We start from the raw sequence: 11,046 nt of genomic DNA, 5'->3' as shown, positions 1-11,046 counted from the left end.
GATCGCTACCGGTCGTCGCTGAGGTCCACGAGCTTCTCGAAGAAGAACTCGTGCTTGAGGAAGGACGTGTCGTACTCGTGGCCTGGGTGGGGCGGGATGAGCTGGGCGGCCTGGAAGAGGCGCCAGCCGTCGTGCAGCGCCGCCACGCCCGTGGCGTAGGGGGGCTCCTCGCTGTCGCCCGTGGTCGGGGACGTGCGGCCGGTGCCGTCGTAGCGCGCCCAGCCGACGACGGGGGAGTCAAGCGCTGAGGTCGACAGGTACAGCACCAGGACCTGCTGGCGGACGGTCGCGACGGGAGTGGGGATCGCGGCGCTCATCGGGCGGCCTCTTGCGGTCGGTTGGAGACGCGGGTCACCCAGTGTTCGAGGTCGAAGTCCGCGTCGCCGGTCAGGGCCCGCCACATCAGGACCCGGTTGTAGCGCTCAAGGCGTCCGGTCGCCTGTTCGTACCAGGGGAAGTGGGTGTCCAGTTCCCGCGTCACCTGCGGATCCGTCAGGTCCGAGGTGTCCCACAGCAGTCGCTGCCGCACGGTCGGGTTGAAGCGGATCTTGAACATGTAGCGCGGGGTGTCGCTGTCGTTGCGCCGGCCGCCGTGCCACAGGCCGTGGTGCAGGAACACCACGGTGCCCCCCGGGCACACCAGTCGGCTCTGACCGCGCAGGTTCTGGTACCGGCCGGTGTCGCTCTCGTTGGTCCGCCGCAGGTGGCTGCCGGGGACGCTGAGCGTGCCGCCCATCTCCAGCGTCACCTCGGCCGGGTAGTACATGAGCTGCACGTCGAACGCGTCCGGCCGCACGTCGATGATCGCGTCGGCGTGCAGCGGCTGCGCCTGTCCCTCGTGCGGCTCGCGGACGTGCACCGCGTGGTGATCGATGTTTGGGACAGGACCAACGAGGCTGTGCAACGCGCCCGCCACCCACGGCAGTTCGATGAGCCGCCGGACGAAGGATCCCTCGGGATACGCCTGGTCCACCGGCGTGCCGTAGGGCACGGGCGGGATGCCGGCCGGCAGCACGTCCAGCGCCTCGGCGTTCAGCTCCGCCGGAACCACCGCGTCCAGCCGCAACGAACCGTGCGACACGAAACGCGCCATCTGCACCGAGGTGAGCAGATGATCCGTGATTGTCGTTCTCGTCATGCGTAGCACGCTAGGCGCTGATCAGGTCCCGCGCGTGGGTCCGGCTCACCCACAACTGGTAGTTTCTCACCATGCTGGAGACCGTGGTGTGCCTGGACGAGCCGCCCGTCGTGACGAGTGTCGGCGTCGCGGTCCACGGCCTCGCCGGAGACACCGACGTCTTCCGCCTGCCCGACCTGTGGCAGCTGCACCTCTATCAGTACGCCGCCGACCTGACCGTCGACGGCACCCACCACGCCATCCGCCCCGGCCGCGTCAGCCTCGTTCCCCCGGCCACCACCGTCCGCTACCGCTACCGGGGCCGCTCCGAGCACCTGTACGCCCACCTGTCGCTGCCCACCACCGGTCAGCCCCACACGGTGCCGGTCATGCAGGACGCCGGTCCCGAACTACCCGTGCTCTCCGCCCAGATGCTGCAGGCCCTCGCCGCCTGGCCCAGCACCCCCGTCCGGGCCGCCGCCGAGATCTGGGCCACGCTGTGGCGCGTCGCCCACCTCAACCCGCCCGGCCCGCAGGGGCGCCGCGACGGCCAGCACCCCGCCGTCAACGCCGCGCTCGCCCACATCGAGGCCCACCTCGCCGACCCTCTCACCGTCCCCGGCATCGCCCGCGCCGCCCGGGTCTCCCACAACCACCTCACCCGCCTCTTCCGCGCCCACACCGGCACCACCGTCATCGCCTACGTCCGCCAGCGCCGCATCGCCCGCGCCCGCCACCTGCTGCGTGAATCCACCCTCTCCATCTCGGCGATCGCCACCCAGGTCGGCATCCCCGACCTCCAGGCGTTCAACAAGGCCTGCCGCCGGGAGCTGGGCGCCTCGCCGCGCGCGGTCCGCCACGGGGGCGACGGGCGCCGCTGATCGGCTGGTTCGTCGTCGAGGCGGTCGCAGGGGACGGTGCCCTCCCTGGCGAGGTCGGAATGATGCCGGCGGCGCCCGGGTCCGAACCGGATACCCCCAGGGCCCGGCCGGGACCCGGGGGGATGGTGCGCTCAGCCGGCGACCTGTTCGGAGACGGTGAGGCGGAGGAGCACGGCGGACGGGGCCGCGGGGAGCGTGAGGGTGAGTTCGGCGGTGCGGGGGTTCCAGTCGGCGACGGCCCGGCTCGCGGCGGGGTAGAGCCGGTCGACGCGGGCCGCCGTGCCGCGTAGGTGGGGCAGCCCCAGGGTGGTGGTCGGTTCGGACCCGGGTCGCCGCCAGGCGGTGAGGTACGTGGTGGCGGGGGTGCGCAGGGCCAGGGCGAGCCACGGATCGTCCCAGGCCGGGAGGCCGAGCGGCCAGGCCGGTACGGCGGTGGGCAGGTCAGGGCGGATGGCCTTGTACACGGCCACGGCCTCGTGCACCAGGGCGCGGGCCTCGGGCGTGAGGTCGGGGAGGAGGCCGGAGAGGTGGATGCGGCCAAGGAGCGCGTTGGCCATGGTGAAGGCCACCTCGTCCAGCGAGTCTTCGGGGCGTGGGTAGGCCCACACGGCGCTCTGCTCGGGGGTGGCGGCGGTCGGCGCTGAGGCGGCGATGGGCGCGTACAGCTCGAGGTCCTGCTGGTCGCTGGTGGACTGCAGCTGTAGCCGGGAGAGCAGGGCGTAGTCCCACCGCATGCCGCCGGACGCGCAGTTCTCCACCACGAGGTGGGGGTGCCGGTCCAGGACGCCGGTCAGCCAGTCCAGGTGCGCGCGGTTGTGGGCGAGCAGCCCGGCGGCCGGGGTCTCGCCAGGGCGGCTGCTGGTACCGGTGCCGGGGTTGATGTTGTGGTCGAGCTTGAGGTATCCGACGCCCCACTCACCGACCAGACGGTCCACCACCTCGTCCAGGTGGGCGCGGGCGGCGGGGTGGCGCAGGTCCAGGTGGTACCGGCCGACCTCGGTGACGCGTACGCCGTCGCGGTGGAAGAACGCCTCGGCGGGCAAGGTGTCCGCGACGGGGCTGCGTACGCCGACCACCTCCGGCTCCAGCCACAGGCCGGGGGTCATGCCGCGATCCCGGATGCGGTCCAGCACCTCGTGGATGCCACGCGGTCCGGGGAAGCGGGAGACCGACGGCTGCCAGGCGCCGACGCTGGCCCACCAGCCGCCGTCCTCGTCGTCGTACCAGCCGGCGTCGATGACGAAGTACTCCGCGCCCGCGTCGGCCGCCGCGTCGATCAGCGGCAGCAGCTTGGCGGTGGTGGGGTCCCCCATCAGGCAGTTCATGTAGTCGTTGAAGATGACGGGCAGCTGGTGGTGGTCGGGGTGCGGGCGGCGCAGGGCGCGGCGGTAGCGGGTGAGCGCGGCGAACGCGGCGTCCGGGCCGCCGTCGGCGGCGAAGGCCAGTGCGACGGGCACGGTGCGGAAGGTATCGCCGGGCGCCAGCCGATGACGCCAGCCGTGGTGGGCGTCACTGGGACCGGACAGCGCCGCGTACGCGGTGTCCTCGCGGTCGCCGCACTCCCACCGCCAGCCGCCCCCGTTGTGCTCGATCTGCCACAGCCAGGTGCGACCGGACCCACGGTCGGTCAGGCCACCCATCGGCAGGTGCCCGCAGCTGGACCACACGCCCTGCCCGGCCACGGTGAAGCCTCCCTTGCCGTTGCCGTAACGGACGCGGCCACTCACCGCCGGGGAGGTCCTGCGCAGCGGGCCGCGCTGCCAACGGCACTCGGCGAGCCAGTCGTTCTCCGCCCACAGCAGGTCAGCGGCGTCCAGGGCGGCCGGGCCGTGGGGGGTGAGGCAGCTCACCATGAGGGAGGTGACCGACTCCAGATGCAGCGTGACGTCGCCCTCGTTGCGCAGGGCCACCTCGGACCGCAGCACGGGCACACCGTCGGGCGACCGGTATGTCACCTCCGCGGCCAGTCCGCTTTCCGGATCGCGGAGTTCGACGGTGAGCACCTGCCAGTCACCCTCGCGCGTCGCGCGGTGCGCCCGGTAGCGCAGCCGCTCGCCGAGCGAGGTGTCGATGAGGCGGTTGGCCGACCAGAAGCGGCCATGGCCCGCGGCCATGACCTCCACCAGGGGCATAGGCGCACCGGGGGACTGCTCTCCGCCAGCCCCGCCGGCCCCGCCGGGCGAGCCGATGCGGGCCAGACGGACGGTGTCGTCCCGGCCGTGAGTGAACTCGAGGCCGAGAGCGTCATGGCCCCAGGCGAAGGTCTGGCGTTCGTTGGTCACGATGAGGCTCCTCGGGGGCGGGAACTGAGGGACGCGGCACCATCGACGGGCTGGTTCGGTACAGGTAGGTCACGTGGCGCGCCACGCGGGCGGGCGGCGGCCGGCCCGACGACGACGGAAGGCGGTGTCGAAGCGCTTGAATGCTTCGGTGAGGCTAGTGACACGCTTTACGCCAAGGCAAGAGAGAGAATAGGGAGAAACAGTGCCTTGTTCACGAATTGATGCGCCCGCCGGCCAGCTTCCGGCATCGAAGCGCTTCGACTCTCTGCCGTAACGCCCCGCGCGGCCTGGGCCGTCCCCTGGCCGGCCCGGCCTCGCGGCCGCCGGGTGACCGGTTCGGCACCAGGTCGAGCCGCCCGCGCGCTCGGGTGACGGCGTCGTTGCTAGTGTCCCGTGCGGCAGGCGTGTTGACGGCTACGCGTGGGCGATGCGGCGGAAGGCTGAAGGGGCATGGACGAGTTGGCGGACGAGTAGTGGTGTGTCCCCGTTGGGCTTGGCTGCCTTTACCGTGATTCCCCGCTGTTCCCCGCTCGTACTGGTGCGCTTGGGGTGCGGCCGTTGAGACAAGGCGCCAAGTCAGTGCTCGCGGCGGCCACACTCGAATGGGCAGAGGGCAGAACCCGGAACGGGCTCGAACGGTGCCTGCCCGAGTTCTATGCACGCGCGGCCCGATGTATCGGCGGTCAGCGCATTGATCCGGACGTGCTGTACAGGTTGCTTGAGTGGGGTGTGCAGTTCGGCGTCGACCGGCGTCCGGAACGGTGCGCCTTCAAGGACGGCGATGGCGATCAGACTGCTGTCGTCCTGGAGCTCCGCCTCCTCAATGGTCAGCCGCCAGTGGAGCTCTGCCTCTGCCAGGAGTTGCTTGCCGTGGACCCCATGGGCGAGAAGAGCACTGCGGCGACCGCGGATGTGCCGGGCTATGGCACAGCAGAGCGGGACGTTGGCGCCATAGGGAGTGTCCACTCTGTTGTGGCCGGCGGTCGGGAAGTAGTCCAGCGCGTTGGATAGGAGCCCCAGGGCTGCGTCCTTGATGCGCGGCCGCTGGCCGTGCTCGACGAGGTCAAGCAGAATCGGGGTGGCAGTGTAGGCCGCTGGGATTACCAAGGCGGCGTGGCCGCAGACGAAGCCGCTGTCGGCGAGAAGGGATGCCGCGTCGCCTGTCTCGTTGGCGGTGGTGGACACGGTCAGCAGCCGTAGTGCGTGTGCGACGCGCTCTGGATCACCGCACCGATGCCACGTCGGATTGGGTATCGCCGACCAGTCCACGGCGTCTATGGCATCAAGGGACACGTCTGCATTCTGCCGCGCCGGCGTGGCGTACTCACGCGATTCTGGTGCTGTCGGCTGAGCCCTGAGCTTGGGAATCACCGCGCCAAATGGGCTGGGCGCGCCCCTTGACCTGCGCTAACGCCGCCTTGCCGGAGTGCTCCGCGTGTGCCGCGGTGCCCGCTGTCGACCGCGCTTCACCGCCCCATCGGGCACGGCACGGGCACGGTCGAAGTAGGTGCCGGGAACGGAGCGTGATGACGCCGATCCAAGTCGGGTTAACATGTGCGTTAACACCCCGGTCGTGGCTCAATGGGAAGTAGTACTTTCGCGGAGGTCGCGGCGAGGTTTGAGAGGCTGGCCGAGGACGACTGGGAGAGCGCCGAGCAGGTAGAGGACGCCATTGATCTGCTGGCCGAGACAGGGCCGACGCTGGGTCGGCCACTGGTGGACCGGATCAAGGGTGCCGAGAACCACCACCTGAAGGAACTGAGACCAGGGTCGTCCGGTGGTAGCGAGATCCGCATTCTTTTCGCCTTCGACCCCGTGCGCCGGGCGGTGCTGCTGGTGGCGGGCGACAAGGCCGGCAACTGGCGGGGCTGGTACGAGGCCAATATCCCCGCCGCTGAAGAGCGTTACCGGGAACACATAGCCGATCTTGAGGGCAGGGAGTACCAATGAGCGCGGTCGGCTGGGAGGAGACGAGGCGCAGGGCGCGTGAGCGCCGTGAAGCCGCTGGTCTGCCCGTGCGGTCGTCGGCGGAGAAGCGGGAGGCGATGGACCGGCTTGTCGCCGAGGTGCGCGCCCACCGCCTCGCGGAGATCCGACAGGAACAGGCACTGACCCAGCGCGCCGTCGCCGCGGCCATGGGGGTCTCCGCTCCGCGGGTGTCGGCGATCGAGCATGGGGACATCGACCGCGCCGAGTTGGCGACGCTCCGGTCTTACGTAGAAGCTCTCGGCGGACGGTTGCGCGTGGTCGCGGACTTCGGCGACGCGGAGTTCACGGTCGCCTGAACACCGCGCCGCAGCACGCAACGAGCTCGGACACACAACGGCCCAGGCTGGGGGAGCGATCCCCTGGCCTGGGCTTTAACTGATCGTTTCAGAATGAGGTTCTGAGGCGGCGGAGGCATATGAGGCTGCAGCCCAGTTCGAGCAGGCCCTGGTGGATGTCGGCGCGTCGCTCGTAGCGGATGCGGAGCCGTTTGAACTGGTGCAGCCAGGCGAAGGTGCGCTCTACGACCCAGCGGGCCTTGCCCAGTCCGGAGCCGTGGGCGACGCCGCGTCGGGCGATCAGTGGTTTGATGCCGCGCTTCCACAGCAGGCGGCGGTACTTGTCGAAGTCGTAGCCCCGGTCGGCGTACAAGCGCCGCGGCTTGCGGCGGGGGCGTCCACGCAGGCCTCGGATCAGCGGGATGGCGTCCAGCAGGGGCAGGAGCTGGGTGACGTCGTGCCGGTTGCCGCCGGTGAGCGTGACGCCGAGCGAAATCCCGTGGCGGGCGACGATCAGGTGGTGCTTGGACCCGGGCCGGGCGCGGTCGACGGGCGAGGGGCCGACGCGATCCCCCCTTTGAGGGCCCGCACGTGCGACCCGTCCACGGAGCAGTCGTCCAGGTCCAGTAGGTCGGCGCGGCGAAGTTCGGTCAGCAGGGTGGCGTGCAGGAGTGGCCAGACGCCGGCCTCGGTCCAGTCCCGCAGCCGGCGCCATGCCGTCACCCCGGAGCAGCCCACGGTCTCGGCCGGGACGTCGCGCCACGCGACACCGGTCCGCAGGACGTACATGATGCCGGCGAGCGCCGCCCGGTCCGGAACGCGCAGTCGCCCGGGATGACGCCGGCGCCGTTCGGGAGCGGGTGCAACAGCGGGGCCACCCGCTCCCACAGGTCGTCCGGAACAAGATCAGCACGCACTTCGGACACCCTGCCGACCAAGATCACCGAACGCAAGACCTGAGGCTCAACTCATTCTGAAACGATCAGTTACCCGCGCCGAAGTCCCGGTAGCCGTACTCGTCGCGGATCTCCCACGCGTGCTCGTACGCCGTCTGTGAGCGCGCCCCGTACCCGGCGAAGTGCTCGTCATCGGTGCCGAGCTGCTCGGCGACGAACCGCACCACGGAGGCCGGGACCGCCGTGGGGTCCTCAGTCAGGACGTGCCGAGCATCCGCACAGTGCCCCACTGCACCGCCCACCCCAACCGGGTTGCCAGACGGCGCTTGGCCCGTGCTAACTCCAGGGCTTTGGTGTCCAGGCGGAAGAACTGTTCCAGCTCGCCAGGCGACGGTTCTGTGGCGAACCGCCCGTAGCGGCCCTCTTGCTCAGCAGACAAGTACTCGACAGGCATGCCGGGGAACGTACGGCCCGCTGACCAGGCAAATCAGGAACGTCACCGAACCGGGAATCAAGATCGCCCTGCTACCGCTAATTCCCGTTCCGATACTCCCCGAGGGCCGACCCGCAATGTCGGCTTGGCCAAGACCCACCTCGCGCAGGTCCTCACGGCGGCCGACACCAACCCGATCCGCCTGGAAATGCCTGGTGGAATGACACCCCGCTCGCCCGCACACGCACCTCGCGGCTGGCCGCCCTCGACCTCGCAGCTGACATCAATTGAGCAACAGGGTCCTGGAGATCTTCCACAACCGGCAACGCAGACCCTCCGCCCTCGAGATGCCGACTCCCGTCGAGTACGAACTGCGCACAACCCCCTGTAGTAAAACCACGTAAAACCAAGTGACTCGGCTCCACCGAACCCGGGGCACCCTCGGACTCCACGAACCCCGGGATCAGCTCAATCCAACATCGCACTGGAGAAGGCGGTGGAGACCGGGCGGGAGCTGCCGGGGCACGGTCACTGCATAAGGTGTGCGACAACCCCGAGCGCGGACACCGGTGTTGCTGACAGCCTCGTGAAGGCAACCCCACGGCCGGGCGCCCACGCCCACAGCATGGTGCTTGCCGATGTGGGCGCCCAGAGTTGTCCCCCTGTATCGGCGTCCTGCACCGGCGTCAGGCCACGTGCGCTCCCAGTCCGGTCAGGCCCGGTGCCACGTCCGGTCGCAGCACGAGGTTGTGGTCGTAGTCTCCGCCGTTCTGCGTTCGGTACGCGATCGGCTCGGTCGTCGGGATCGCGAGCAGGCGCTCGCACAGTTCCTTGGCCACTGCCTCGCCTTCCTCGGGCGTGAACCGGTCGGCACCCGAGACCAGCACCGGGGGCAGCACCTGCGCACCCGCGTAGAACAGGGTGCCGTGCTGCAAGGGGAACAGCAGTTCGTCGACGGCTCCGTGGATGCCCCGCTTGCTGTAGAACCAAGCCGGCCCACCCATGGTCACAACCGCCATCGCGCGCTTACCCGCGAGGAACCCGTCTCCGTAGCCGATCCACTCGCCTTTCGGGCCGCGCAACCCATACGCGAAGCCCTGGTGCCAGACCCGGTCGAACCAGCCCTTGAGGATGGCGGGCATTCCGAACCACCACATCGGGAACTGGACGACGAGTGTGTCTGCCCGGTTGATCTTCTCCTGCTCGGCTCGGATATCGGCGCTCAGCCCGCCGCTGTTATACGCCTGCTTCGCGGCGGCAGCGACCTGGAACCGCTGCGCGGGGTGGTGGGCGTAGCCGGCGGCATCAACGACGGGATTCCAGCCCATCGCGTACAGGTCCGACACCTCGACCTGGTGACCTCCGGCGCGGAACGCACGCTGCCCCTCCGTGGCGAGGTAGCCGTTGAGCGAGCGGGGTTCGGGGTGGGCAAGAACCCAAAGAATATTCATGACATCGATGGTGATCGTGCGGCATTGCCACGACGACTGGCCTGATAGACAACATGTGCGAAGATCGGGCCATGGCTGTGTTTGCTGGTGACGGGCGCCACTACGTGGCGGTCCTGGTCCGCGACAAGGTGCTGTCATTCGAGCTCAGCATCGTTCACCGGATCTTCGGCCAGGCGCGCTCGGCCGCCGGTGCCGCGCTCTACGAGGTCGTGACCTGCGCACCCGAGCCCGGGGACATACACACGGACGCCGACTTCGCCGTCGGCGTCGCTCGCGGCCCCGAGGCGCTGGCCGAGGCCGACACCGTCATCGTTCCAGGATCCGAAGTTGACTTCGAGCCCCGGAGCGGGCCGCTCGAACCCTCGCTCACCGCCGCGCTGGCACGGATTCAACCCGGCACACGGATCGCCTCAATCTGCACAGGATCGTTCGTGCTGGCCGCGGCGGGCCTGCTCACCGGACGGCGAGCGACCACGCACTGGCGCTCATCCACCCGGTTCCGGGAGCGATTCCCGGACGTCGTATTCGACCCAGACGTCCTCTACACCGACGACGATGGTGTCCTCACGTCCGCCGGAGGGGCGTCGGGCATTGACCTGTGCCTGCATATGATTCGCACCGACTACGGCGCAGCAGTCGCCAACGACGTGGCGCGCGGCTCCGTCGTCCCGCCACACCGCGAGGGCGGGCAAGCGCAGTACGTGCAGCGACCGATGCCGGACCCGAGTATCTCCTCGACCAGCAAGGCACGCCGATGGGCACTCGCAAACCTGCACCAGCCCATCACGCTCCGGGAACTGGCAGCCCAGGAATCGACAAGCACGCGAACCTTCACCCGACGCTTCCGTGACGAGATCGGCACCTCGCCGGGACGGTGGCTCATCCAGCAGCGCATCGAACGAGCCTGCTCCCTCCTGGAACGCACCGACTTGCCCATCAACGAGGTCGCCGTCACCGCAGGCTTCGGCACCGCCGGCTCAATGCGGTTGCATCTACAAGCCGAACTAGGGGTCTCACCCAGCGCCTACCGCGCCACATTCCGCGGCCGCGTCCGAACGACCGACTCTTCGCAACGCTGAGGTTTTCTCAGCGAAATGATCTTCGTGAAGATCCGGCGGGAGTTGTCCGGCGGCGGGTAGACACGAAGCCCCTGGTAGGACGGTTCTCACCACAAGACCATCCGCATGAACCAGCGGCTCCGCGATGGTGACCTATCTATGCTCCACGCACGACATCCCACACCATATCGTCGAGTGCCTCGCCCGCCTGCTCGCCGCGCACCGCCGCCGGATCGGAACCCCGCGCGGCTCCCGGGCGCTGGGCCTGTTCCGTCAAGCTGCGCTGGTACTGCGCTGGTTCCGCGAGCGCGGCAAAGTCGGGGTGAGCCGCTGACAGCGCCGCGTCAGCCCCTCGACCCGCTCGGCGCCTTCGCGCAGGAAGAGTTTCGCAGTACAGCCGCCGGACCATCAAGTCGATCTGCAGCGCGTCCCGCCGACTGCCTCGTCGGCGACATTCCGCTGGCAGTGGCTGTGCACCCAGTCGGCCTCCTGCCCGCATCTCGTGCAGGAGGCCGGGCCACGGTCTGTAAAACGAACGGCTCTGGCCCGTGTTCGGTGGTGACGAAGGGTGACGGGTGTCGTTGACTCCATGTGCGGGATGTCAACGAGCTTGTGGGTGTGGTGTTCTCGGGGTTGTCGGCGCTGGTCGTCGAGGGGGTGGCGG

General features: G+C 69.5%; 11 protein-coding genes and 2 pseudogenes. 5 read left to right on the top strand and 8 right to left on the bottom strand.

Features of this window, described 5'->3' with window-relative positions:
- Positions 1-5: 5 nt before the first annotated feature.
- Both E1265_RS26385 and E1265_RS26380 read right to left on the bottom strand, forming a co-directional pair.
- Positions 6-317, bottom strand: a complete 312-nt coding sequence (locus tag E1265_RS26385; RefSeq protein WP_132933508.1) for a hypothetical protein — start codon at positions 315-317, stop codon at positions 6-8.
- Positions 314-1,138 (bottom strand): phytanoyl-CoA dioxygenase family protein, encoded by an 825-nt coding sequence (locus tag E1265_RS26380; protein ID WP_207931211.1) that lies wholly within the window; start codon positions 1,136-1,138, stop codon positions 314-316. The genes E1265_RS26385 and E1265_RS26380 overlap by 4 nt, the downstream gene beginning before the upstream one ends.
- A 71-nt stretch (positions 1,139-1,209) precedes the next feature.
- Between E1265_RS26380 and E1265_RS26375 the strand changes: the two genes are divergently transcribed.
- Positions 1,210-1,998 (top strand): helix-turn-helix transcriptional regulator, encoded by a 789-nt coding sequence (locus E1265_RS26375; RefSeq protein ID WP_132933507.1) that lies wholly within the window; start codon positions 1,210-1,212, stop codon positions 1,996-1,998.
- 131 nt (positions 1,999-2,129) lie between these two features.
- Here the strand turns inward: E1265_RS26375 and E1265_RS26370 are convergent, their stop codons facing one another.
- Positions 2,130-4,280 (bottom strand): alpha-galactosidase, encoded by a 2,151-nt coding sequence (locus E1265_RS26370; RefSeq protein WP_132933506.1) that lies wholly within the window; start codon positions 4,278-4,280, stop codon positions 2,130-2,132.
- 576 nt (positions 4,281-4,856) lie between these two features.
- Positions 4,857-5,573, bottom strand: coding sequence for a hypothetical protein (locus E1265_RS26365; protein ID WP_132933505.1), 717 nt, complete (start codon positions 5,571-5,573; stop codon positions 4,857-4,859).
- Between the two features lie 288 nt (positions 5,574-5,861).
- Here E1265_RS26365 and E1265_RS26360 point away from each other — a divergent pair, with 288 nt between their 5' ends.
- Together E1265_RS26360 and E1265_RS26355 are read left to right on the top strand one after the other, a co-directional pair.
- Entirely contained in the window at positions 5,862-6,230 is a 369-nt protein-coding gene (locus E1265_RS26360) for a type II toxin-antitoxin system RelE/ParE family toxin (RefSeq protein ID WP_132933504.1), read from the top strand.
- Entirely contained in the window at positions 6,227-6,565 is a 339-nt protein-coding gene (locus tag E1265_RS26355) for an XRE family transcriptional regulator (RefSeq protein WP_132933503.1), read from the top strand. The genes E1265_RS26360 and E1265_RS26355 overlap by 4 nt, the downstream gene beginning before the upstream one ends.
- Before the next feature lie 88 nt (positions 6,566-6,653).
- On the opposite strand, the pseudogene E1265_RS26350 reads toward E1265_RS26355, so the two are convergent.
- From E1265_RS26350 to E1265_RS26335, 4 genes and pseudogenes are all read right to left on the bottom strand, one after another.
- Positions 6,654-7,461, bottom strand: a pseudogene (locus tag E1265_RS26350) (IS5 family transposase).
- Between the two features lie 65 nt (positions 7,462-7,526).
- The gene (locus tag E1265_RS40415; protein ID WP_132933502.1) at positions 7,527-7,667 is read right to left on the bottom strand and encodes a DUF4158 domain-containing protein; all 141 of its coding nucleotides are present in this window, start codon (positions 7,665-7,667) and stop codon (positions 7,527-7,529) included.
- Positions 7,668-7,696: 29 nt separating this feature from the next.
- The gene (locus tag E1265_RS40410) at positions 7,697-7,894 is read right to left on the bottom strand and encodes a DUF4158 domain-containing protein (protein ID WP_132933501.1); all 198 of its coding nucleotides are present in this window, start codon (positions 7,892-7,894) and stop codon (positions 7,697-7,699) included.
- A gap of 665 nt (positions 7,895-8,559) precedes the next feature.
- On the bottom strand, positions 8,560-9,324 hold the full coding sequence (locus E1265_RS26335; RefSeq protein ID WP_132933500.1) for an NAD(P)H-dependent oxidoreductase: 765 nt from the start codon (positions 9,322-9,324) through the stop codon (positions 8,560-8,562).
- Between the two features lie 71 nt (positions 9,325-9,395).
- Between E1265_RS26335 and E1265_RS26330 the strand changes: the two genes are divergently transcribed.
- Both E1265_RS26330 and E1265_RS39645 read left to right on the top strand, forming a co-directional pair.
- A complete protein-coding gene (locus E1265_RS26330) occupies positions 9,396-10,403 on the top strand; it encodes a helix-turn-helix domain-containing protein (RefSeq protein WP_243741118.1) in 1,008 nt (335 codons plus the stop codon).
- A gap of 178 nt (positions 10,404-10,581) precedes the next feature.
- A pseudogene (locus tag E1265_RS39645) lies at positions 10,582-10,689 on the top strand (IS5/IS1182 family transposase); the annotation flags it as partial.
- Between the last annotated feature and the right edge of the window lie 357 nt (positions 10,690-11,046).

It is taken from the genome of Streptomyces sp. 8K308 (assembly GCF_004348315.1).
In the GTDB taxonomy this organism is placed as follows: domain Bacteria; phylum Actinomycetota; class Actinomycetes; order Streptomycetales; family Streptomycetaceae; genus Streptomyces.
This window is presented reverse-complemented; position numbering and strand designations above follow the sequence as displayed.